This window comes from Streptomyces sp. NPDC047886, from assembly GCF_043204435.1.
Taxonomy (GTDB): Bacteria; Actinomycetota; Actinomycetes; order Streptomycetales; family Streptomycetaceae; genus Streptomyces.
In genome coordinates, this window is sequence record NZ_JBIDCF010000003.1 from 490,281 (window position 1) to 511,732 (window position 21,452).

The 21,452-nt window shown below is 70.1% G+C and carries 19 protein-coding genes, 1 pseudogene and 1 riboswitch; of the genes and pseudogenes, 9 read left to right on the plus strand and 11 right to left on the minus strand.

Annotated elements, in window-relative coordinates; translation table 11 throughout:
• Window positions 1–5: 5 nt before the first annotated feature.
• The gene (locus ACGF5U_RS13790; RefSeq protein WP_392710367.1) at window positions 6–1,511 is read right to left on the minus strand and encodes a cytochrome ubiquinol oxidase subunit I; all 1,506 of its coding nucleotides are present in this window, start codon (window positions 1,509–1,511) and stop codon (window positions 6–8) included.
• 235 nt (window positions 1,512–1,746) lie between these two features.
• On the opposite strand from ACGF5U_RS13790, the gene ACGF5U_RS13795 reads away from it, so the two are divergent.
• A complete protein-coding gene (locus ACGF5U_RS13795) occupies window positions 1,747–2,121 on the plus strand; it encodes a cyclophilin-like fold protein (RefSeq protein ID WP_392710369.1) in 375 nt (124 codons plus the stop codon).
• A gap of 182 nt (window positions 2,122–2,303) precedes the next feature.
• On the opposite strand, the gene hisC is transcribed toward ACGF5U_RS13795, so the two are convergent.
• The gene (gene hisC, locus ACGF5U_RS13800; RefSeq protein ID WP_392710370.1) at window positions 2,304–3,386 is read right to left on the minus strand and encodes a histidinol-phosphate transaminase; all 1,083 of its coding nucleotides are present in this window, start codon (window positions 3,384–3,386) and stop codon (window positions 2,304–2,306) included.
• A 493-nt stretch (window positions 3,387–3,879) separates the two neighbouring features.
• On the opposite strand from hisC, the gene ACGF5U_RS13805 reads away from it, so the two are divergent.
• From ACGF5U_RS13805 to ACGF5U_RS13815, 3 genes are all read left to right on the plus strand, one after another.
• Window positions 3,880–4,995: a LacI family DNA-binding transcriptional regulator gene (locus tag ACGF5U_RS13805; RefSeq protein ID WP_392710372.1), complete on the plus strand. Its 1,116-nt coding sequence runs from the start codon at window positions 3,880–3,882 to the stop codon at window positions 4,993–4,995.
• A 227-nt stretch (window positions 4,996–5,222) separates the two neighbouring features.
• Entirely contained in the window at window positions 5,223–6,383 is a 1,161-nt protein-coding gene (locus ACGF5U_RS13810; protein WP_392710374.1) for a metallophosphoesterase, read from the plus strand.
• A 148-nt stretch (window positions 6,384–6,531) separates the two neighbouring features.
• A complete protein-coding gene (locus ACGF5U_RS13815; protein ID WP_392710376.1) occupies window positions 6,532–7,377 on the plus strand; it encodes a hypothetical protein in 846 nt (281 codons plus the stop codon).
• 78 nt (window positions 7,378–7,455) lie between these two features.
• Here the strand turns inward: ACGF5U_RS13815 and ACGF5U_RS13820 are convergent, their stop codons facing one another.
• From ACGF5U_RS13820 to thiC, 3 genes are all read right to left on the minus strand, one after another.
• Window positions 7,456–7,812: a DUF805 domain-containing protein gene (locus ACGF5U_RS13820; RefSeq protein WP_392710377.1), complete on the minus strand. Its 357-nt coding sequence runs from the start codon at window positions 7,810–7,812 to the stop codon at window positions 7,456–7,458.
• 208 nt (window positions 7,813–8,020) lie between these two features.
• Complete coding sequence (locus ACGF5U_RS13825; RefSeq protein ID WP_392710379.1) at window positions 8,021–9,442, minus strand: VWA domain-containing protein; 1,422 nt, start codon at window positions 9,440–9,442, stop codon at window positions 8,021–8,023.
• A 321-nt stretch (window positions 9,443–9,763) separates the two neighbouring features.
• Window positions 9,764–11,572 (minus strand): phosphomethylpyrimidine synthase ThiC, encoded by a 1,809-nt coding sequence (thiC, locus tag ACGF5U_RS13830; RefSeq protein ID WP_392710381.1) that lies wholly within the window; start codon window positions 11,570–11,572, stop codon window positions 9,764–9,766.
• Window positions 11,566–11,700, minus strand: a riboswitch (TPP riboswitch). It overlaps the preceding gene by 7 nt.
• A 71-nt stretch (window positions 11,701–11,771) precedes the next feature.
• On the opposite strand from thiC, the gene ACGF5U_RS13835 reads away from it, so the two are divergent.
• Entirely contained in the window at window positions 11,772–13,151 is a 1,380-nt protein-coding gene (locus tag ACGF5U_RS13835) for a YibE/F family protein (RefSeq protein ID WP_392710383.1), read from the plus strand.
• A gap of 104 nt (window positions 13,152–13,255) precedes the next feature.
• On the opposite strand, the gene ACGF5U_RS13840 is transcribed toward ACGF5U_RS13835, so the two are convergent.
• The 4 genes from ACGF5U_RS13840 to ACGF5U_RS13855 form a co-directional block, all read right to left on the minus strand.
• A complete protein-coding gene (locus ACGF5U_RS13840) occupies window positions 13,256–13,690 on the minus strand; it encodes an SsgA family sporulation/cell division regulator (RefSeq protein ID WP_392710666.1) in 435 nt (144 codons plus the stop codon).
• A gap of 155 nt (window positions 13,691–13,845) precedes the next feature.
• The gene (locus ACGF5U_RS13845) at window positions 13,846–14,583 is read right to left on the minus strand and encodes an IclR family transcriptional regulator (protein WP_392710667.1); all 738 of its coding nucleotides are present in this window, start codon (window positions 14,581–14,583) and stop codon (window positions 13,846–13,848) included.
• A 299-nt stretch (window positions 14,584–14,882) separates the two neighbouring features.
• Window positions 14,883–15,113, minus strand: coding sequence for a DUF5326 family protein (locus tag ACGF5U_RS13850; RefSeq protein ID WP_392710384.1), 231 nt, complete (start codon window positions 15,111–15,113; stop codon window positions 14,883–14,885).
• A gap of 144 nt (window positions 15,114–15,257) precedes the next feature.
• Window positions 15,258–15,575: a cupin domain-containing protein gene (locus ACGF5U_RS13855; RefSeq protein WP_392710386.1), complete on the minus strand. Its 318-nt coding sequence runs from the start codon at window positions 15,573–15,575 to the stop codon at window positions 15,258–15,260.
• A gap of 50 nt (window positions 15,576–15,625) precedes the next feature.
• On the opposite strand from ACGF5U_RS13855, the gene ACGF5U_RS13860 reads away from it, so the two are divergent.
• The 4 genes from ACGF5U_RS13860 (at window position 15,626) to ACGF5U_RS13875 (ending at window position 18,868) form a co-directional block, all read left to right on the plus strand.
• A complete protein-coding gene (locus tag ACGF5U_RS13860) occupies window positions 15,626–16,006 on the plus strand; it encodes a phage holin family protein (RefSeq protein ID WP_392710387.1) in 381 nt (126 codons plus the stop codon).
• Window positions 16,006–17,139, plus strand: a complete 1,134-nt coding sequence (locus tag ACGF5U_RS13865; RefSeq protein ID WP_392710389.1) for a cystathionine gamma-lyase — start codon at window positions 16,006–16,008, stop codon at window positions 17,137–17,139. The genes ACGF5U_RS13860 and ACGF5U_RS13865 overlap by 1 nt, the downstream gene beginning before the upstream one ends.
• Window positions 17,140–17,430: 291 nt before the next feature.
• On the plus strand, window positions 17,431–18,327 hold the full coding sequence (locus ACGF5U_RS13870) for a LysR family transcriptional regulator (protein ID WP_392710391.1): 897 nt from the start codon (window positions 17,431–17,433) through the stop codon (window positions 18,325–18,327).
• Window positions 18,328–18,388: 61 nt separating this feature from the next.
• Window positions 18,389–18,868, plus strand: coding sequence for an NUDIX domain-containing protein (locus tag ACGF5U_RS13875; protein ID WP_392710393.1), 480 nt, complete (start codon window positions 18,389–18,391; stop codon window positions 18,866–18,868).
• A 42-nt stretch (window positions 18,869–18,910) separates the two neighbouring features.
• Here the strand turns inward: ACGF5U_RS13875 and ACGF5U_RS13880 are convergent, their stop codons facing one another.
• A complete protein-coding gene (locus ACGF5U_RS13880) occupies window positions 18,911–20,500 on the minus strand; it encodes a globin domain-containing protein (RefSeq protein ID WP_392710394.1) in 1,590 nt (529 codons plus the stop codon).
• Window positions 20,501–20,905: 405 nt separating this feature from the next.
• Window positions 20,906–21,388 (minus strand): annotated as a pseudogene (locus ACGF5U_RS13885) (MFS transporter); the annotation flags it as partial.
• Window positions 21,389–21,452: the final 64 nt, after the last annotated feature.

A 21,452-nucleotide genomic window follows, 5' to 3' on the forward strand; every position in this document is an offset into this window, starting at 1 on the left:
TTTCCTCAGTACGAGAAGGCCATGGGCCGGTCGGCGTCGCGGTCGTCGCCACCGATCCTGGTGGGCGGGTTGAGGTCGGACTCGGTGAGCTCGGGCGGTCCGGCCTTGACGTACTTCACGAGCAGCTTGACCTCGATCACGGCGAGCACCGCGTAGAGCAGGGTGAAGGCGATCATCGACGTGAGGACCTCGCCCTGGGAGACTCCGGGGGAGACCGCGTCGCGGGTGCGGAGGACGCCGTAGACGACCCAGGGCTGACGGCCCATCTCGGTGAAGATCCAGCCCCAGGAGTTGGCGACCAGCGGGAAGAGCAGGGTCCACAGGGCGGTCAGCCAGTACAGCCGGGTGAGCTTGTGGCTGAGCGGCTTGCCGAAGAGCACCAGCCGCGGCACCTCGTCGTCGCCCACGCGCAGCGTGGACGGCAGCAGGAACTTCTTGCGGGTCAGCCAGAGCCCCAGGAGGCCGAGCCCGAAGGAGGCCATGCCGAAGCCGATCATCCAGCGGAACGACCAGTAGGCCACGGGGATGTTCGGCCGGTAGTCGCCGGGCCCGTACTTCTCCTGTTCGGCCTTGTTGGTGTCGTTGATGCCGGGGACGTGGGAGTCGAAGTCGCCGTTGGCGAGGAAGGACAGCAGGCCGGGGATCTCGATGGCGACCTTGTTGTGGCCCTCGTCCACATCGCCGTAGGCGAAGATCGAGAACGGGGCCGGGCCCTCGCCGTCCCAGAGTGCCTCTGCGGCGGCCATCTTCATGGGCTGCTGCTTGAACATGACCTTGGCGAGCAGGTCGCCGCTGACCGCGGTGAGCATGCCCGCGACGACCACGGTGACGAGCCCGAGCCGCAGCGAGGTCTTCATCACGGGGATGTGCTTCCTGCGGGCGAGATGGAAGGCGGCGATGCCCACCATGAAGGCGCCGCCGGTGAGGAAGGCCGCGGACATGGTGTGGAAGACCTGGGTGAGGGTCGTGTTCTGGCTGAGCACGGCCCAGAAGTCGGTCAGCTCGGCTCGTCCGGTCGCCTCGTTGATCCGGTAGCCGACAGGGTGCTGCATCCAGGAGTTGGCCGCGAGGATGAAGTACGCGGACAGGACGGTGCCGATCGACACCATCCATATGCAGGCGAGGTGGATCCGCGGGGGCAGCTTGTCCCAGCCGAAGATCCAGAGGCCGATGAAGGTGGACTCGAAGAAGAACGCGATCAGCGCCTCGAAGGCGAGCGGCGCGCCGAAGACGTCACCGACGAATCGTGAGTAGTCCGACCAGTTCATCCCGAACTGGAACTCCTGCACGATGCCGGTGACGACACCCATGGCGATATTGATCAGGAAGAGCTTGCCCCAGAACTTGGTCGCCCTGAGGTACTTCTCCTTGTTCGTCCGCACCCAGGCCGTCTGCAGACCGGCGGTGAGTGCGGCGAGTGAGATGGTCAGAGGGACGAAGAGGAAGTGGTAGACGGTGGTGATACCGAACTGCCACCGCGCCAGCGTCTCTGGCGCCAGAGCCAGGTCCACGACGATCTTCTCCTTACTGCCGTGCAGCCTTACGGCCTTCCGTCTCCCGCCAGGGCTCCGTTGGACCCTCGATCTCCGGCCCCGAATCCGGGGTCCGATTCCGGTTGATCTCTGGAGGAACCAGGCGCGCTTGTGAATGCGTTCACAATCACAAACATTATGGCCTAAACGAAATCCGCACCAGGAGGCGGGGGTCCCCTTCCGGGAAACTTCAACATCTTGTTGAATCTGGCGGGTGCAGATACGAATCTCCTGGCCCGCCGGCCACACGACCGCGACCATCGAGGAGACCCCCACGAGCAAGGCGCTCGCAGGGGTCCTCCCGCTCACCTCCACCGCCCGCACCTGGGGCGAAGAGGTCTACTTCGACACACCCGTGTCCACCGCCCCCGAGCCGGACGCCCGCCAGGTGGTGGAGCCGGGCACGGTGGCGTTCTGGACCGAGGGCGACGCACTCGCCCTGCCCTACGGCCCGACACCGATCTCACGGGGCGACGAGTGCCGGCTCGCGAGCCCGTGCAACATCCTCGGCAGCCTGGACGGCGACCCGCGCGTCCTGGCCACCGTCCGCGACGGCGACCCCGTCCGCGTCGAACACGTCACGGACTGACACGTCACGGACTGACCCGCCCGGCGAAACCACGCCGGATCCGCTTCTCGGGAACCGCTCCCGGGTAGCCGCTCGTCAGGCGACCGATCCACGGAACGGAACCGCCCCGGAACCGACTCCCGGAACGCCCCCGGATCCGTCCCTCAGAACCGCCCCTCAGAACCGTCCCTCAGAACCGCCCCTCAGAACCGCTCCTTGCGGAACGCCTCCGCCGTCCGCAGGAAGATGTCGTTCGCCTCGGTCTCGCCGATCGTGACCCGCACACCCTCGCCGGGGAACGGCCGCACCACCACACCCGCCTGCTCACAGGCGGCGGCGAACGGCACGGTGCGCTCGCCAAGCCGCAGCCACACGAAGTTGGCCTGCGTCTCGGGCACCGTCCAGCCCTGGGCCACCAGCCCCTCGTAGACCCGCGTGCGCTCGCACACCAGCGAGCCGACGCGGCCGAGCAGCTCGTCCTCCGCACGCAGCGAGGCCACCGCCGCGTCCTGCGCGAGCTGGCTCACCCCGAACGGGACCGCGGTCTTGCGCAGGGCCGCGGCCACCGGCTCATGGGCGATCGCGAAACCGACGCGCAGCCCGGCCAGGCCGTACGCCTTGGAGAACGTCCGCAGCACGGCCACGTTCGGCCGGTCGCGGTAGATCTCGACGCCGTCCGGCACCTCGCTGTCCCGGATGAACTCCCGGTACGCCTCGTCCAGCACCACCAGGACATCGGACGGCACCCGGTCCAGGAACCGCTCCAGCTCCGCCCGCCGCACCACCGTGCCGGTCGGGTTGTTGGGGTTGCAGACGAAGACCAGCCGCGTGCGGTCGGTGATCGCGTCCGCCATCGCGTCGAGGTCGTGTACATCGCCCGAGGTCAGCGGTACCGGCACCGAGGTCGCGCCGCTGATCTGGGTGATGATCGGGTACGCCTCGAAGGACCGCCAGGCGTAGACGACCTCGTCCCCGGGGCCCGACGTGGCCTGCAGCAGCGACTGCGCGACCCCGACCGATCCGGTTCCGGCGGCCAGGTGCGACACCGGCACCCCGAACCGCTCGGCCAGCTCGTTCAACAGTCCCGTGCAGGCCATGTCCGGGTACCGGTTGAAACCGGCCGCGGCGGCGAGCGCGGTCTCCAGGACACCGGGCAGCGGCGGGTACGGGTTCTCGTTGGAGGACAGCTTGTACGCGACCGGGCCGTCCGCGGCGGCCGGCTTGCCCGGCTTGTACGTCGGAATGCCGTCCAGCACGGCGCGCAGCTTGGGGCTCGTCTCGCTCACTGTGGTCCTCCTCGACCGTCCGTCCCACCAATACTGCTCACCATATGAGGATTCCGCCCCGCTGCGAATGGCGGAAAGGCAACGACTCGTCTCCTTCCGCCCCGCACCGGCCCGCCACCGCCCCGCTACCGACCCCCTACCGGCCCGGCCCGCCGCCGGCCCGCCACCGGCGCCGTGGAGCGCTGACGCGCGTGTTCGGGTCCGACCCGCGCGCCGACGGCGCGGGGCGAGGGGGGAGCGCTCCACGGGGTGGCGCGCGCCGGTGGCTCGCGCCGTGGCGCGCATCCCCCGTAGAGGTGAGTTGAACGCTCACCGGAACTTCGGCCAGGGGTAGAACTCGAACGCATCAACAAGCTGCGATTCACCCTACAGTCGGTCAACTACCTTGGAATGCAAGGCAGTTGACCCCGAACGACCTTGCAGAAACGTGCCTGTCAACGAGTGAATATGCGACCGGCCCAACCGTCCGTCGTCGCCCTACTATCGGCTCGCCATGACAGCAGCAGGGAAGCACCAGGTGAGCCGGGCACAGACCCGGGGAAGCCGGCAGAGTCGAGCGGGCATCCGGGACGTGGCCGCCGCAGCCGGAGTCTCCATCACGACTGTCTCCGACGCGCTCAACGGCAAGGGCCGGCTCCCGGACGCCACCCGCCGCCATGTCCGCGAGGTCGCCGACCGGCTGGGCTACCGCCCTTCCGCCGCGGCCCGAACGCTCCGTACCGGCAAGTCCGGCCTCATCGGCCTGACGGTGACGACCTACGGGGATGAACCTTTCACCTTCACCGAGTTCGCGTACTTCGCGGAGATGGCGAGAGCCGCCACCTCCGCCGCGCTCGCCCGCGGGTACGCCCTTGTCATTCTGCCCGCCACCTCACGCCGCAGCCCCGCGGACGTCTGGTCGAACGTCGCTCTCGACGGCACCGTCGTCATCGATCCGTCCGACCACGACCCGGTCGTCACCGAGCTGGTCCGCCAGGGGCTGCCGGTCGTGTCCGACGGCCGCCCGGCCGGCACTCTCCCGGTCACGGCCTGGGTCGACAACGATCACGAGGCGGCCGTCATCGATCTGCTGGACCACCTCGCGGCGGCCGGCGCCCGGCGCATCGGCCTGCTCACGGGCACCACCACCGACACGTACACCCGACTGTCCACGACCGCGTACCTCAACTGGTGCGAGCGCGTGGGCCAGGACCCGGTGTACGAGTCGTACCCCGCCCACGATCCGTGCGCCGGCGCGGTCGCCGCCGACCGGCTGCTGGCCCGCCCCGACCGGCCGGACGCCGTCTACGGTCTCTTCGACCCCAACGGCACCGACCTGCTGGCCGCGGCACGGAGGTACGGACTGCGCGTCCCGGACGATCTGCTCCTGGTCTGCTGCAGCGAGTCCACCGTCTACGCCACCACCGAGCCGCCGATCACCACCCTGTCGCTCAAGCCCCGGCGGATCGGCACCGCGGTCGTCCAGCTGCTCATCGACGCCATCGAGGGCATCGACACCGACCGGCCGGTCCAGCAGGTGATACCGACGGAGCTGATCGTCCGCACGTCGTCGCAGCGACGGTCGCCGCGGACCACCGTCAGCCCGCCCCGGTCACGCCCCCAGGAGTGACCGCCGGCTGCCCGGCCCCCGGCAGCTCGTACGGATGGAGAGGAAAGGACCGGCGGAGGCCGGTCCAGACCTTAACAATTGGGGCGAAACAGCCGGTGAACCGGGGGTGCACTCCGATTCACCACCCCTGGTGCGTCACACAGCACAGGCCTCATTCCTATGATGGGCGCACGACACCGCGGGCCACCCCGACCAGGCCGGTCCGCGAGGTGTAGGGCGTCGCGACGGTGGTGGAGGGGTCGATGACTCAGGGGGCCGGTCAAGGACCCGTGGTGCGGACGGCGACGTTGCGCGACTTCCGCGTACCGCCGTACGCCAAGGTGCCCGTGCAGGGCAACTCCGCGCAGCCCCACCCGCAGCCCGTGCCACCGCGGCAGGAGCCCCCGCAGGCGCCGGCCCGTGCGGTGCACCCCGGCAACGCGTTCCCGGAGGGCGAGCCGCCCGAGGGCTACACGCCCACCGCACGCGACCTGCCGGTGATCAACCGGGGCGACACCGTCCAGGTCGACGTCACGGCGGCGGAGGCCGAGCCGGCGACGGCTCCGGTGGCCGCGGCGAACGGCGGACCCGGACCGCTGTACGTCGTCGGCGACGTCCACGGCTACCTGGACGAGCTCCTGGTCGCCCTCCGCGCGCAGGGCCTCATCGACGCCGAAGGACACTGGGCGGCGGGCAACGCCAGGCTGTGGTTCCTCGGCGACTTCACCGACCGGGGCCCCGACGGCATCGGCGTCATCGACCTCGTCATGCGGCTGTCCGCCGAGGCGGCGGCGGCCGGCGGCTACTGCAAGGCCCTGATGGGCAATCACGAACTGCTGCTGCTCGGCGCGAAGCGGTTCGGCGACACCCCGGTCAACTCGGGCGCGGGCACCGCCACCTTCCAGGCGGCGTGGCTGCTCAACGGCGGCCAGAAGAGCGACATGGACCGCCTCCAGGAGGTCCACCTCCAGTGGATGGCCCGGCTCGACGCGGTAGTCGAGCAGGACGGCCATCTGCTGCTGCACTCCGACACCACCGCGTACCTCGACTACGGCACCACCATCGAGGACGTCAACGACACCGTCCACGAGATCCTCACCCGCAACGACGCCGACGAGTGCTGGGACCTGTTCCGCAAGTTCACCAAGCGCTTCGCGTTCCGTGACGAGGGCGGGGCCACGGCCGTACGCGAACTGCTCGCGGCGTACGGCGGACAGCGCGTCGTGCACGGGCACAGCCCGATCCCGTACCTGCTCGGCGAGGTCGGCACCGAGGACGCCGACGGCGAGACCACGGGCCCGACGGTCCAAGGCCCCCACGTGTACGCGGACGGACTCGCCATCGCCATGGACGGCGGGGTGACCATGGCCGGAAAGCTGCTGGTCGTCCAACTCCCCTTGCACAACTGAGAGCGACCGGGGCAGGCGAATTCCGGAAACCCTCTGTCACCCCCCTGCGTACCCGCTCTACCATCGGTGCATCCGTAGCAGGCTCTCCTCCGTCTGTGCCCAACTGCCCGTTCTACGCGGGCGGACAGGCGCCACGGAGTATCGGGGGATGCACATGAGAAGCGCTCCGCACCTGCTGAACGAGGACCGCGCCGCGTACGAGCGCCTCCTCGACGACGCGCTGCGCACCGCGCACGACCGCCCGGATCTCGCCGCGGTCGGGGAACGGCTCAACGCCGAACAGCTGCGCACCATGGCACTCAACGCGACAGCGCTGATCACCGAGGCGGCCTCGACCGAGTACGACCACTTCGTGAAGGTCCGCGAGGAGCACCGCCGGCCCACCGGTATGTCCATGATGAGCTCGGTGCTCGGCCCAGCGGGCGACGAGACGACCACCGGCGCGGGTTTCGGTGTCGTCGTGACCGTGCTCGCCCCGGTGCTCGCCGGCACGGCAGCGGTCATCTTCCTGCTCGTGGGGTACGTCCTGAAGATGCTCGATCCGGCCCCGTCGTTCGCCGACCCCCTGCTCACGGCCGGCTGGTTCTTCGGCGCCGTGACGGCGGCGAGCATCCTGGCCGCCGCGATCGGGCTGCTGGTCGCCGCCGTACGGAACAGCTCGACCCAGGTGTCCGCGCACGAACCGGGCGGTGACCTGCCCGACGAGATCTCCCGCGCCCGGGAGGCGTGGCTGCACGCGCTGCTGGAGCGGGGCATCCTGCCGTTCCTGCGCGCCGCGCTCGCCGAGCCCGGCGCTCCGCCCGAAGCGGCGGACGCCCGGCGGCAGGCGGGGCGGATCCCGAAGGTCGGCTACAGCGGACCCGACTTCAGCAGCCCGGCGGAGGGCGGCACGGCGCCGCGCGCGGGGTTCACCAGCCCGGACTTCACCAGTCCCGACTTCACGGGCCCGGCGGCCCCGGCGTCCGAACGCCTCCCGGACCACCAGCCCGACTGACATCTCCCGTCCCACCGGACATGCCGGAGCCCGGCGCCGCTGACGGCACCGGGCTCCGGGTCACGCGTGGGCGACGCCTCAGGCGGCGGGGACGAACTTCGGGTTGGCGCCCCACTTGTTCGCCTCGGCCTTGCCGTCGGAGGCGAGGAAGACCAGCAGGATGATGCCGCCGACCAGCGGCACGAACGAGATGAGCAGCCACCAGCCGGACCGGCCGGTGTCGTGCAGACGGCGGATCGAGACGGCGAGCGCAGGCAGCAGCACCGCGAGGATGTACAGGACGTAGAGGACCCCGTTCGTACCGGCGGCGTAGTCCACACCCATCAGCACCAGCGCGATAACGGAGTGGATGAGGGTGAACATCCAGTACTCCTTGCGGCGCGCGCGCCCGCCGAAGCCCACGTAGTTCTTGAGTACTGCCAGGTACCAGCTCACTGAGGTTCCCTCCACCGCCCTTGTCAGGGACGAATCGTTTTTTCGCCAAACACGGGGAAGGTAAAGGACACATAAGTACACGTCAAGCCAATTGCGGTCGGCGGCGAAACGTACATCGACCTGCCGCTCTACCGTGTCCGTTCCGACGCCTGGCCGTGGGGATGATCACGACACAAGGCGACACACCGTCATGAACAAGCCAGATACGTCAGAGGATGCCGAGCCGTCGTGCGGCGGCGATCCACGAGGGGAACTCGGACAGCAGCCGATCGTAGAGTTCGGCGTCGGGAACGACCGCGATGTCGTCCACCGCGAAGAACCCCACGTTGTCGACACGACGCCCCGGCATGGTGTCGAACCGCTCCAGTACGCCGTAGTTCGACCGCCCGAGCCCCACGAACTGCCAGAAGACCGGTTCGTCGACCGCTTCCCGCAACTCCCGCTCGATCTCGGCGTTCCGGTACACGCCGCCGTCGGAGAAGAACAGCACCAGGGTGGGCGCGGCGGTCGGGTTGGCCCGGACGTAGGCCCGTACCTCGGCGATGGCCTTCTGCTCCTCGTTCTGGATGCCCACCGCCCGCATGTCCACCTGACCGGGGTGAAGTCCCTTCCTGGGCTTCCGCGACCGGCCGAACAGACTCAGCTCGCCCACCCGCACATGGAGCCGCAGCCACTCGGGCAGTTCACCCAGCCGTAGATCCGGCAGCCGGGCGGGATGCGAGGCGAAGGTCCACGCCTGCATCTCGCCGTCGTCGTCCAACTGCGCGGCCACGGCGGCCATGCGCTCGACCACGTCGGCGACGACGCCCCGGGAGTAGAGGAACGACATCGACCCGGAAGCGTCGAGTACCAGGATCACGCGGGCCGTCGTCCCCTCGGCGCCGTGCTTGCGCAGGCTGACCGCGACCTGCTCCTTGCGCAGCGAGAGGCGCTTGCGCATGTCGACGGGCAGCCGCTCCTCCCCCGCGCCGGCCCGGCGCGCGGCAGCCGGATTCGCGGTGGTGGTCGGCGCGGGAGGGCTCGGGGCGGCAGGACTCGGCACGGGACGTGTCGGCGCGGGACGTGTCGGCGCTGGAGAGCTCGGCGCGGCGGCTGGTTCCTCGTCCACGCTGATACCGAAGTCGGTGGCGAGCCCCGCGAGACCGGAGTCGTACCCCTGCCCCACGGCACGGAACTTCCACCGGCCGTCACGCAGGTACAGCTCGCCGCAGACGAACGCCGTCTCCGTCCCCGCCGTCATCTCGAAGCGCACGAGCTCGGCCCCGCTCCCGGCGTCCAGCAGCCGCAGCGTCAGGCCCGCCATCGCGCCGAACGTCCCGCCGTCGGCCGACGCGCACAGCAGGATCCGTTCGATCCCGGTCTCGACCCGGCGCAGCTCCACCCCGACGGTGTCGGTGACGACGCCCCCCGCCGTCCGCTTGCCCAGATGGCGTACGGCGTCCGAGGCGTGCCGCGGCTGGTTGTAGAAGACGAAGTCGTGGTCGTCGCGCACGCGGCCGGCCCCGGTGAGGAGCAGCGCCGACGCGTCGGCGTCCGGCACCCCGGGGTGCTCCCGCCAGGAGAGCTCGGCATGAACGGCGGCGGCCGGGACGGGAAGGTTGGCGCCCTTGCTCAGGGAAGTCGCAGTCACCCCGCCAGTGTGCCGACGCACGGCCGCACCGGAACCCCCACGACCGAAGCCGCTCCCGCCCACGCCCGCCACCACGGACGGCGGTCCGGGCCATGGGCGGTGGACGGGCATGGACACCGGACGGCGGACAGCGCGTCGCACGGGGGCGGGGCGCACGCCGGACCAGGCGCACGGCAGACCGGACGCACGGCGGGCGGCAGACCGGGCGCACGCCGCATGGGGCGCACGGGGCGCACGGCAGACCGGGCGCACGGCGGGCGGGGCGGGCCCGCGACTCCCCCCTCGGATCGCGGGCCCGCCCGGTCGTCCCCGTTCTCCGGGTCAGTCGGCCAGCGGCAGGTAGACGCGGTTGCCGGCCGCCGCGAACTCCTTCGACTTCGCCGCCATGCCGTCCTCGATCTCCTGCTGCGAGCCGCCGTGTTCCCGGCGGATGTCCTGCGAGATCTTCATCGAACAGAACTTCGGCCCGCACATCGAGCAGAAGTGCGCCGTCTTCGCGGGCTCGGCGGGCAGCGTCTCGTCGTGGAACTCGCGGGCCGTGTCCGGGTCGAGGGCCAGGTTGAACTGGTCCTCCCAGCGGAACTCGAACCGTGCGTCCGAGAGCGCGTCGTCCCACTCCTGCGCGCCCGGGTGCCCCTTGGCGAGGTCGGCCGCGTGCGCGGCGATCTTGTAGGTGATGACGCCGGTCTTCACATCGTCGCGGTTGGGCAGGCCCAGGTGCTCCTTGGGCGTGACGTAGCAGAGCATGGCCGTGCCCCACCAGGCGATCATCGCCGCGCCGATGCCCGAGGTGATGTGGTCGTACGCCGGGGCGACGTCGGTGGTCAGCGGGCCGAGCGTGTAGAACGGCGCCTCCTCGCAGATCTCCTGCTGGAGGTCGATGTTCTCCTTGATCTTGTGCATCGGGACATGGCCCGGTCCCTCGATCATGGTCTGTACGTTGTGCCGCTTGGCGATCGTGTTGAGTTCGCCGAGCGTGCGCAGCTCCGCGAACTGCGCCTCGTCGTTGGCGTCGGCGATCGAGCCGGGCCGCAGGCCGTCACCGAGCGAGTACGTCACGTCGTACGCGGCGAGGATCTCGCAGAGCTCCTCGAAGTTCTCGTACAGGAAGCTCTCCTTGTGGTGCGCGAGGCACCACGCGGCCATGATCGAGCCGCCGCGCGAGACGATGCCGGTCTTTCGGCGGGCGGTCAGCGGCACGTACCGGAGCAGTACGCCGGCGTGGACCGTCATGTAGTCGACGCCCTGTTCGGCCTGCTCGATGACCGTGTCCTTGTAGATGTCCCAGGTCAGCTCCTCGGCCCTGCCGTCGACCTTCTCCAGGGCCTGGTAGAGCGGCACGGTGCCGATGGGCACGGGGGAGTTGCGCAGCACCCACTCGCGGGTGGTGTGGATGTTGCGGCCGGTGGACAGGTCCATGACCGTGTCGGCGCCCCAGCGGGTCGCCCAGGTCATCTTCTCGACCTCCTCCTCGATGGAGGAGGTGACGGCCGAGTTGCCGATGTTGGCGTTGACCTTCACCAGGAACCGCTTGCCGATGATCATCGGCTCGATCTCCGGGTGGTTGACGTTCGCCGGGAGCACCGCGCGGCCGGCCGCGATCTCCTCGCGTACGACCTCGGGCGAGACGTTCTCGCGGACCGCGACGTACTCCATCTCCGGGGTGATCTCGCCCCGGCGCGCGTACGCGAGCTGGGTCACCGCCTGGCCGTCGCGGCCCCGCCGGGGCTGGCGCGGACGGCCGGGGAACACCGCGTCCAGGTTGCGCAGGCCGCCGCGCGGCGACGTGTGCTTGATGCCGTCGTCCTCGGGGCGGACCGGGCGTCCCGCGTACTCCTCGGTGTCGCCGCGGCCGATGATCCAGTTCTCGCGCAACGGTGGTAGCCCGCGGCGTACATCGGTCTCGACGTTCGGATCGGTGTACGGACCGGACGTGTCGTACAGCGTCACGTCCTTGCCGTTGGTGAGGTGCACCTGCCGGACCGGCACCCGGATGTCGGGGCGCGAACCCTCGACGTATCCCTTGTGCCAGCCGATGGACCTCCCGCTCTCCCCGGCCCCGTCCGGGGCCCCCTCGGGGTGGGACCCCTCAGGGCTGGAGGCAGGCGTGCGTGCGTCCTGAACGGTCATGATGACCTACTCCCTACGCCGGCATTACCCGGTAACAGGTTCGGCGGTCGGCGCAGCTGCTTCCCGTACGGATGTACGAAGGTCAGCGCCCTCTCAGCCCGGTGCTCCGAGCTCCCGCGTGTGCAAAGGTGCCACCACGCTAGCGTCATTCCGGCCGCGCTGAACAGAGGGCCCCCCTCGTTCTTGCGATGATCGGTCGGTGACTTCCTCGCATCAGCCCCCGGAACAGCGCCCGGAACACGGCACCGCCCACGACGGGCTCGGCCATGTCCACGCGCACACTCACGGGCCTGCCGCGCCCGTCTCGAAGCATCTGCGGAAGGTGATCGCCGCAGTGCTGATTCCTTTCGCCACCGCGGTGCTGGTCGGTCTGGCCGTGCTGTGGCCGGGCGGAGCACCGGCGCACGAGCGCACCGGTGTCGGCTTCGACCGGCAGACCGAGCAGGGCAAGGTCGTCCGCGTCGACAGGGTGAACTGTGCGGATGTGAACGCCGCGCAGGTCCCGCCGACCGGCGACACGACGACGCCCCAGGGGCGTGAGGCGATCAACGCCCAGCAGGGCGACTGCGAGAAGGCGACCATCGAGGTCACCACCGGCAAGGACAAGGGCCGTACGTTCACCGAGATCGTGCAGCCGGACGCGCCCCGCCGCCTCGACCAGGGCCAGGAGGTCGTGGTCGCGTACGCGCCCGACGCCCCACGGGATCTGCAGTACTCGGTTACCGATGTGAACCGCAAATTCCCGCTGGCGCTTCTCGGTGTCGTCTTCGCCCTGGCGGTGGTGGCGGTCGGTCGGCTGCGGGGCGTGATGGCGCTGGTCGCCCTCGGGACCAGTTTCCTGACCCTGACGTTCTTCATCCTCCCCGCCATCCTGCAGGGCTCGAACCCGCTGGTGGTGGCCGTCGTGGGGGCCAGCGCGATCATGCTGGTCGCGCTGTACCTGAGCCATGGGCTGAGCGCGCGGACCTCGGTCGCCGTGCTCGGCACGCTCATCTCGCTGCTGCTGATCGGACTGCTGGGCTCGCTGTTCATCGGCTGGGCGTCGCTGACCGGCAACACCGACGACTACACGGGTCTGATCCACGGCCTGTATCCGAACATCGACATGTCCGGTCTGCTGCTGGCCGGCGTCATCATCGGTTCGCTCGGTGTGCTGGACGATGTGACGGTCACTCAGACGTCGGCGGTGTGGGAACTGCACCAGGCGGACCCGAGGATGGGTCCCCGGGCCTTGTACCGGGCGGGTATCCGGATCGGCCGGGACCACATCGCGTCGGTGGTGAACACGCTGGTGCTGGCGTACGCGGGTGCGGCGCTTCCCCTGCTGCTGCTGTTCTCGATCGCGCAGAGCAGTGTGGGGACGGTGGCCAACAGCGAGATCGTGGCGCAGGAGATCGTGCGGACGCTGGTCGGCTCGATCGGCCTGGTCGCTTCGGTGCCGGTGACCACGGCGCTGGCCGCGCTGGTCGTGTCGGCGGACCGGCGGTCGGCGCTCGCGCACGGCGCCGCGGGGACCGGTGAACCGGGCGGGCCCGCGCCTGCGGTACGCACCGGCCGGGGCCGCCGCCGCAAACGCTGAGCCGCCGGTACGAGGCGGGCGCGGGGCCTGCCGTCGCGGACCGGAGGCGGGGCGCGGGCATGAGAGGCCGGGCCCGGGGCCCGAGTCCCGCCCGCGCCCGGGGCTCAGCCGGCGTTCTCCTCGGCGAGGATGCGCCCGAGCGCCTCCTCCAGACCGACCTCGAAGTCACCCAGCGTGTGCTCCTGGCCCATCGGCACCAGCTTGTCCGTGCGGTCGAGGAACGCCACGAGCGGCGGGGCGCTCGCCCGGAACACCGCCTGGTCCGCGCCCACACGCAGGCGGATCATGACGTCCGACAGCTCATCGCGGTCCGTCGGCGCGATGCGCACATCCCCGTCCCCGCTCGGCAGATTGATGCCGTCCAGCAGCAGTTCCCGGCTGAACGCCCAGGTCACCGGGGCATCGCCGGGCAGGTGGAACGTCATCCGGACCGCGAACGGGTCCCGCATCTCGTAACCGAGCTCGACCGGGATCCGGAAGGAGAGCTCCTCCGAGACGATGAAGCTCATCAGGACCTCGGCCTGAACCGATTCGCGCATCATGTACCCCGCTGTAGATGAAGCAGTGACGAAGGTGAAGCAGTGACGGACAGCAGCCGACGAAGAACGACGGCGAAAACGGCCAGGATTGATCCCCCCTGACCCTCTTGACGCCATCGTCCTGCACGCGCTACAGGATCACAAGGAGTGATTTTTCAGATACTGATAGAGAACGCCAGGGAGCTGAGGAGCGTTCCGATTTCACTCCGTAGTCGGGTGACAGCGGGGAGCAACCGTTCTTCCTGGTGGAGGGGTACAGAAATGGCCATCGTGGCGGCCGTCGAGCCGACGGTGATGGGAATCGCCGCGCAGACAGTGCCGAGCGCGTACTCCTGGCGCTCGATGAGCGGTTGCATGGGACGCGCACGGTCCAGCCGGTCCAGGAGGGTCCGCCGGTCACGCACCGTGTACGGGGTGATGGCCGTGACGGGATGGCGGTCCAGATGGTCCTGGCGGGCTTGGGCGTCGAGCTGGCTGAGCAGACACTGGCCGATCGCATGGGCGTGGCCGGTGCGGCGGAAGTCGGCCCACTCGTCGACGGCGGGGGCGGTGGGCGTGTCGGACACCGCGACGAGCTCGATCTCACCGTCGCGGTAGACGGCGAAGTACACGGGAACGCCGATCTCGTCGCGCCACTGCGCCAGCGAGTCCTCGATCTTGGTGCGACGATTCTGCACAGCTCCGGCACCGGCGAGCCTCCGGGAGGCGGCGCCCAGCGCGAACAGGCCGTTCTCCCTGCGGAGATAGCCCTCGTGAGTCAGCGTGCGCAACAGGTGGTACGTCGTCGGAAGCGGCAGTCCGGTCTCACGGGCGAGCTGCTTGGCGGGAGCGCCGTCGGTATGGGAGCCCACGGCCTCCAACAGTCTCAGCGCCCGCTGAACCGAGCCGATCAGGGTAGGGGCAGCGGAATGTGGAGCCGTGGCCAAAGGTCACCCCCAGGCAATTCGCCCCGCTGCAGTCGTAACAGTCGTACAAACCGCTGGTAGGGCGTTCGTCGGCCCTTGATTTCCAAGGGCTGCGGAGCTCTGCCACTCTAATGGCAGCCTCCGTTCGGGGGTGCGTTTCGCCCCGGCCGTTCCCCCTCCTGGGCTAACGGCCGTTCTGGTGCGCGGCCGGACGCCGAGGCCGCGCGCTTCTCGTCACCGTGGCCCGCGTCGGCGCCCGTACCGGAGCACCGTCACCGACCGCGCCGTCACCAGGAATCGTGCGACGAGGACGAGGTGGAGGAAGAGCCCTTGACCTTCCGTACGACGTACACCAGTCCGCTGACGAGGGCGACGAATATCAGCACCTTGAAGAGCAGGCCGATCAGAAAGAACAGCGCGTGCGTGATGAGTCCGCCGAAGACGAACAGAGCGATGAGCGGTATCGCCACCCACTTCACCCACCAGGGCATCCCCGCGAGCATTTCCCGTACCGCCATCGTCACTACCTCGTCTCGTGAGTCATCGAACCGACCGAACCCTGAACACCTTCGATGCTAGGGCCGGTCAGGGGCATCGCGGGGCACTCGTACCCCTTGAACTCCCCTGAACCGACCCCTAGGGAAAGCAAGGGAAATCGAAGGTCAGCTCTCAGGGGGCGAGAAGACGACCATCACCCGCAGATCCTCGGTGATGTGGTGGAACTTGTGCGGCACCCCCGCCGGCACGTACACGACACTGCCCCGGCCCACCTGCGTCGTCTCGGTCCCGACCGTGATCGACGCCCGGCCGCTGACCACGAAGTACACCTCGTCCTCCGAGTGCGGCTGCTGCGGGTCCAGCTCGCCCGCGTCGAGCGCGTACAGCCCCACCGACATGTTCCGTTCACGCAGGAATTGCAGATACGCGCCCTTGTTCGCGGCGCGCTCCGCGTCCAGTTCGTCCAGCCGGAATGCCTTCATCGCCCGTTCGCCCCTGCCTTGGTCCGATCACGTCTGTCACGATCAGACACATGAAGAATTTCGTAGTCAAGACGATCGCGAACGCCGGAGCCCTGGCCGTGGCGATCTGGCTGATCGACAAGATCACGCTGACCGGCGACAGCACCGGCAACAAGGTCCTCACCCTGATCCTGGTGGCTCTGGTCTTCGGCGTGGTCAACTTCCTCGTCAAGCCGGTCGTGAGCCTGCTCACGCTGCCGCTGTTCATCCTCACCCTCGGCCTGTTCACCCTGGTCGTGAACGCGCTGATGCTGCTGCTCACGTCGTGGCTGGCCGACAAGCTGGACCTGAGCTTCCACGTCGAGGGCTTCTGGACCGCCGTGCTCGGCGCGCTGATCATCTCGGTCGTGTCCTGGGCGCTGAACGTCATCCTCCCCGACGGCAGGGACTGATGGGGGCGCAGGCCCCGGGCGACGGCACGAGGGCGGTACGGGCCGGACTTCCCGAACCCCGGAAGTACGAACCCACCCTGCCCGGACCGGTGTTCGCCGCGCACTACCACCTGCCCGGCGAGCCGACCGGCCCGTACACGTACGGGCGCGACGAGAACCCGACCTGGACCCACCTGGAGCGGGCCATCGGCGAGCTGGAGGCGCCGGACGATCCGGACGTGCGGACCGTGACGTTCGCCTCCGGCATGGCCGCCATCTCGGCGGTGCTGTTCTCCCACCTGAGGACCGGTGACGTGGCCGTACTCCCGGCCGACGGCTACCAGGCGCTGGCGCTGGTGCGGGAGCAGCTGGAGGCATACGGCGTCGAGGTGCGGACCGCCCCGACGGGCGGTGACGCGCAGCTGTCCGTCCTGGACGGCGCACGGCTGCTGTGGATCGAGACGCCGTCCAACCCCGGTCTCGACGTCTGCGACATCCGCCGGCTCGTCGCGGCGGCGCACGACGCCGGTGCCCTCGTGGCGGTCGACAACACCCTCGCCACGCCGCTCGGGCAGCGGCCGCTGGAACTCGGCGCGGACTTCTCGGTCGCCAGCGACACCAAGGGCATGACCGGGCACGGTGACATCCTGCTCGGCCATGTGACCTGCCGGGACCCGGAACGTGCGGCGGCGGTACGGCGCTGGCGCAAGATCGCCGGGGCGATCCCGGGGCCGATGGAGGCCTGGCTCGCCCACCGGTCCCTCGCCACGCTGCATCTGCGCGTCGACCGGCAGTGCGCCAACGCCCTGGCGCTCGCGGAAGCCCTCGCGGGGCGCGACGAGGTGACGGGGCTGCGTCACCCCGGGCTTCCCGGCGACCCCTCGCACAAGGTGGCGGCGGGCCAGATGCGGCGCTTCGGCTCGGTCGTGTCGTTCGTCCTGCCCGATCGGGCCTGGGCGGAACGGTTCCTGGACGGGCTGCGTCTTGTGGACGACGCGACGAGTTTCGGCGGGGTGCGCTCCACGGCGGAGCGGCGCGCCCGATGGGGCGGCGACGCCGTGCCTGAGGGTTTCATCCGCTTCTCGGCCGGCGCGGAGGACGCCGACGACCTGCTCGCCGATGTCCTGGGGGCGCTGGACGCGGCCACGCCCTGACGGCTCCGGACGCGCCTCGCCCTGGCGGCGCCGGACGCACCTCGTCCTGACGGCGGACGTCGCCGACAGCGAGCCCGGCAGCGAGCCGGACAGTGGGCCCCCTACGCACAACGGACGGTCCGAGCCTCCCCCCTCATGGCTCGGACCGTCCTGCTTGTGTGCGCCGAACTCCGCCTGAACCAGGCTAGTTGACTCTACGTCAGTGTCCAATCACGCTAGCGACAGCGACCTATCGACTTATTTATAGTTGTACGGCTCTGGGGGAGGCGTCGATGCGGAGGAGGGAGGGGCATGGATCTGAGCCTGCTGCGCACGTTCGTGACCGTGCACAGAGCCGGCTCCTTCACCCGCGCCGCCGCACTCCTCGGCCTCTCCCAGCCCGCCGTCACCAGCCAGATACGCACGCTTGAGCGTCAGTTGGGCCGGCCGTTGTTCCTCCGGCAGGCCCGTGGCGTCACGCCCACGACGGTCGGGGACGAGCTCGCGCATCGCGCCGCGCCGCATCTGGACGCCCTGGTCGAGATCACCGAGAGCGGGCTCGCCGCCGAGACCGGTGTCCGCACGCTCCATCTCGCCGGTCCGCCCGAGTTCACCTCGGTCCGTGCCCTGCCCGCCCTGACCCCGCTCGTCTCGCAGGGACTCACCCTGCGCGTCTCCCTGGTCGGTGCCGCCGAGGAGGCCCTGGACGGGCTGGCCGCCGGCCACCACGACCTGGCCATCGCCACGGCCCGTCCGCGCGGCGGGCTGCTCACCGCGACACCGCTGTGCGACGAGGAGCACGTCCTGGTCGCGTCGCCCCGCTGGGCCGCCCGGCTCTCGCCCGGCGTCCTGCTCAGCGACGGCGCGGTCGTTCTGGACCAGTTGCCGGTGGTCGAGGTGCACGAGTCCTTGCCGTTCGTGGCGCGCTACTGGGCGGCCGTCTTCGAGTCGAAGCCGGCCGCCTCCGCCACGGTCATCGCACCCGACCTGCGCGCCGTCCTGGAGTCCTCCGCCTCCGGTGCCGGGCTCGCCGTGCTGCCCCGCTACCTGTGCGACGCCGCGCTCGCCGACGGTCGGCTGGTGGCGCTGCTGGACCCACCGGTTCCGCCGCTGCGGACGTACTTCCTTGTCGTACGGACCGGCACACTCTCCCTGCCACACATCGCGCGGGCCCACGAGTCCCTGTTGCGGGCCGCGACCGACTGGTGACGGCGGGTGCCAGAACACCCCGGGGAGTTTCAGAACGGGCGCCGCGGGCCATTTTCTTGCCATGACCGAACGTCCAGTGGTCAAGCGCACCGCACGCGCCATCCTGCTCGACGGGGACGATCTCGTCCTCATCAAGCGGACCAAGCCCGGCATGGACCCGTACTGGCTCACCCCGGGCGGCGGTGTGGAGCCGAGCGACGCGACCGTGGTCGACGCCCTCCACCGTGAGGTGGACGAGGAACTCGGCGCCAAGATCACCGATGTGGTGCCGTGCTTCGTCGACACCGTCGAGCACATCGTGGACGGTGGTGTCTCGGGCGTGAAGGTCCAGCACTTCTTCGTCTGCCGGCTCGAGTCCATGGACCCGTCGCGACGGCACGGCCCGGAGATCGACGAGCCACAGGGCGAATACGAGATCGTACGGGTGCCGTTCAGCCGGGTCGGGATCGCCGCCGTCCACCTCGTGCCGCTGTCGCTGCGCCACTACCTGGACGGCAATATCGAGGGCGTACGGGCGATGCACGCACCGGACCTGGGCTGACGCCCGGCGCCCGAAGCGGCAGGGAACCGCCTCGCCGTCGGCTCAGTCGGCCGCGGCCACCAGTTCGTCGAGCGAGTCGTGGCGGATGCGCTCGGACGGGACACCGACACCCACAAGGGCGTCCACACCGCTGCGGATCAGGCCGGGCGGGCCGGAGAGATACGCGTCGTACTCGTTCCACGGGCCGTACTCGCGCACCAGGTTCGGCAGCCGCGTCCTGGTGTCGATGACGGCGCGGACCTCCAGCCAGGGGTGTGCCTGCTGAAGCCGCAGCATCGTGTCGATGTCGTACAGGTCGTGATCGGTCCTGGCACCGTAGAACACCTCGACCGGTCGCCGCTCCCCATGGACCGCGACGTCCTCCACCAGCGCCTTGATCGGTGCGATACCGGTGCCCCCGCCGACACACAGCAGACCGCTGTCGGTGGTGTGGTCGACGGTCATCGAGCCGGTGGGCGGGCCGAGGCGCAGGACGTCGCCCGGGCGGGCGCGGTGCACGAGGGCGTTGGACACCCAGCCGGCCGGGACCGCCTTGACATGGAACGTCAGCAGCCCGTCGGAGCGGGGCGCGGACGCGAACGAGTAGTGCCGCCAGACCCGTGGCCACCAGGGCGTCTCCAGGCTGGTGTACTGCCCGGCCAGGAAGGGGTACGGCTGGTCGGGGCGGACCGTGACGACCGCGATGTCCGCCGTCCTGAGGTCGTGCGAGACGACTTCGGCCTGCCACCAGGCGGGCGCTCGCCGCTCGCTCTCGGCTGCCGCGTCGATCATGATCTGGGAGATGGACGTGTACGTACGGATCCAGGCGGCCTCGGTCGCCTCGTCCCACGTGTGCGTGGCGTAGCGGGTGAGCGCCCCGATGAGGGCCTCGCCGACGGCAGGGTAATGCCCCGCCTCGGTGCCGTACTTGCGGTGGCCCCGCCCAAGGTGCCGGAGGTAGTCCGTCAGCACCTCCGGATCGTCCATGTGCTCGGCGGCGGTCAACAGCGCCTTGAGGAGCCGGTCGCGCTGGACGTCCATCGCGGCGGGGAACAGCCCGCGCAGTTCAGGGTGCCGGATGAAGAGCAGGGCGTAGAAGTACGAGGTGACCTTGTCGGCGACGGGGGCGATCTCGCCGAGGGTGCGTCGTACGAGAACCGCGTCGGGCGACGGGGCCAACTCCGTGCCCCTCGCCGCGGCGAGGGCGACCCGCTCGGGTACGTCGGGTGCGGCGGGCGCAGCCGCGGGTGCCGCCGCGGCGGGCGGGGAGACGGGTGCGGGCGCGGGCGTCGGCGGCTCGGATTCAGGTCCGGATGCGGGTCCGGGTGCAGCTCCGGATGCGGGTCCTGATGCGGGTCCAGAGGCGGACGCGGGTCCGGGTCCCGATGCGGGTCCGGGTGTGGATGGGCCGAGGCTCAGGTACGCGGGCTGATGGAGGGAGGCTTCCGGAGCGGTCCCGGAGGCACCGGTGCCACGGACCGGGCGTATGGGGCTGACCCGTCGCCGTGCGGCGGCTATTCGGTCCGGGTCGCCCTCCGATGCCTCCGATGTCGGCGAGGGCGCGGCGGGCTTGCGCGGGGTGAACCAGCCGCCGCCACCGCCGTTGTCGCCCGGAGCGCCGTTGTCGGCGGACGTCGTGGTCGCAGCTTCCATAGAGTGCCTCGCCTCGAACTCGTCTTTCGGTCGTTCTCCGCGCTTCCGCCGGCCATGACCACGGCCGCCGTGGGTCGCATCATGGCAGGCGTCGGCGGGCTGTCGAAGGGAGAGCGGAAACCCCCGGTTTTCTTCCCCGTTTTCCCGTTAGGCTGCAATGCCTCCCTGTCCATGGCCCAGTGCCGGCGGCTCCCGAGTCCCAGATCTTCCGGAACCGTCAAAGGATCTCCGCGTCGGACATGGAATCACCGGATGGAACACGGTCGTCCAGCTCCACCGCGAACCCTGCACACACCCGGTGCCTGATCTTCACTTTCCTCGCTCGCACCATGGGCAGGACCGAACCGCATGGGCTCGCCGTCGCGGGCGGCCCTGTGTTTCACGTGAAACCACCCGCCCGACCCGTCAGCACCCGGCCGTCGCGACGGCGGCCCGCGCCACCTCCGGGTGTGCGCCGCTGACGACCTGGCTCGCACGCCGGGCGCTACGGCGCTCCAGGGCGCTGGAGAGGACGGCCAGGGCGAGCGCGGAAGCCGCGAGGACGGCTCCCACCCAGTTCGGGGCGGTGATGCCGAGCCCGGCGGCGATGACGAGGCCGCCGAGCCAGGCCGTGAGCGCGTTGCCCAGGTTGAAGGCACCGATGTTCACCGCGGAGGCCAGTGTGGGCGCGGCGGCCGCCTGGTCGAGCACCCGCTTCTGCAGCGGCGGGACGGTCGCGAAGCCCAGGGCGCCGATCAGTGTGATCGTCACCGCTGCGCCGATCTCGTGATGGGCGGTGACGGTGAACACGGCGAGAACCAGGGCGAGGGCGCCCAGCGACGCGTAGAGCATCGGCATCAGGGCCCGGTCGGCTCACCGGCCGCCGACGAGGTTTCTGCCCGTCAGGCCGGTGAACCATCGCGATGGCGCCGGCCTACTTCTGCGGTGCGACCAGGTCCGCCGCGGCCACGGA

Bases quoted from the DNA above. Each gene is read 5' to 3' on its own strand.
- ACGF5U_RS13805 (WP_392710372.1), top strand. From the start codon at position 3,880: ATGACAGCAGCAGGGAAGCACCAGGTGAGCCGGGCACAGACCCGGGGA.
- ACGF5U_RS13815 (WP_392710376.1), top strand. From the start codon at position 6,532: ATGCACATGAGAAGCGCTCCGCACCTGCTGAACGAGGACCGCGCCGCG.
- thiC (WP_392710381.1), bottom strand. From the start codon at position 11,572: ATGACCGTTCAGGACGCACGCACGCCTGCCTCCAGCCCTGAGGGGTCC.
- ACGF5U_RS13840 (WP_392710666.1), bottom strand. From the start codon at position 13,690: ATGCGCGAATCGGTTCAGGCCGAGGTCCTGATGAGCTTCATCGTCTCG.
- ACGF5U_RS13850 (WP_392710384.1), bottom strand. From the start codon at position 15,113: ATGGCGGTACGGGAAATGCTCGCGGGGATGCCCTGGTGGGTGAAGTGG.
- ACGF5U_RS13855 (WP_392710386.1), bottom strand. From the start codon at position 15,575: ATGAAGGCATTCCGGCTGGACGAACTGGACGCGGAGCGCGCCGCGAAC.
- ACGF5U_RS13860 (WP_392710387.1), top strand. From the start codon at position 15,626: ATGAAGAATTTCGTAGTCAAGACGATCGCGAACGCCGGAGCCCTGGCC.
- ACGF5U_RS13865 (WP_392710389.1), top strand. From the start codon at position 16,006: ATGGGGGCGCAGGCCCCGGGCGACGGCACGAGGGCGGTACGGGCCGGA.
- ACGF5U_RS13870 (WP_392710391.1), top strand. From the start codon at position 17,431: ATGGATCTGAGCCTGCTGCGCACGTTCGTGACCGTGCACAGAGCCGGC.
- ACGF5U_RS13875 (WP_392710393.1), top strand. From the start codon at position 18,389: ATGACCGAACGTCCAGTGGTCAAGCGCACCGCACGCGCCATCCTGCTC.
- ACGF5U_RS13880 (WP_392710394.1), bottom strand. From the start codon at position 20,500: ATGGAAGCTGCGACCACGACGTCCGCCGACAACGGCGCTCCGGGCGAC.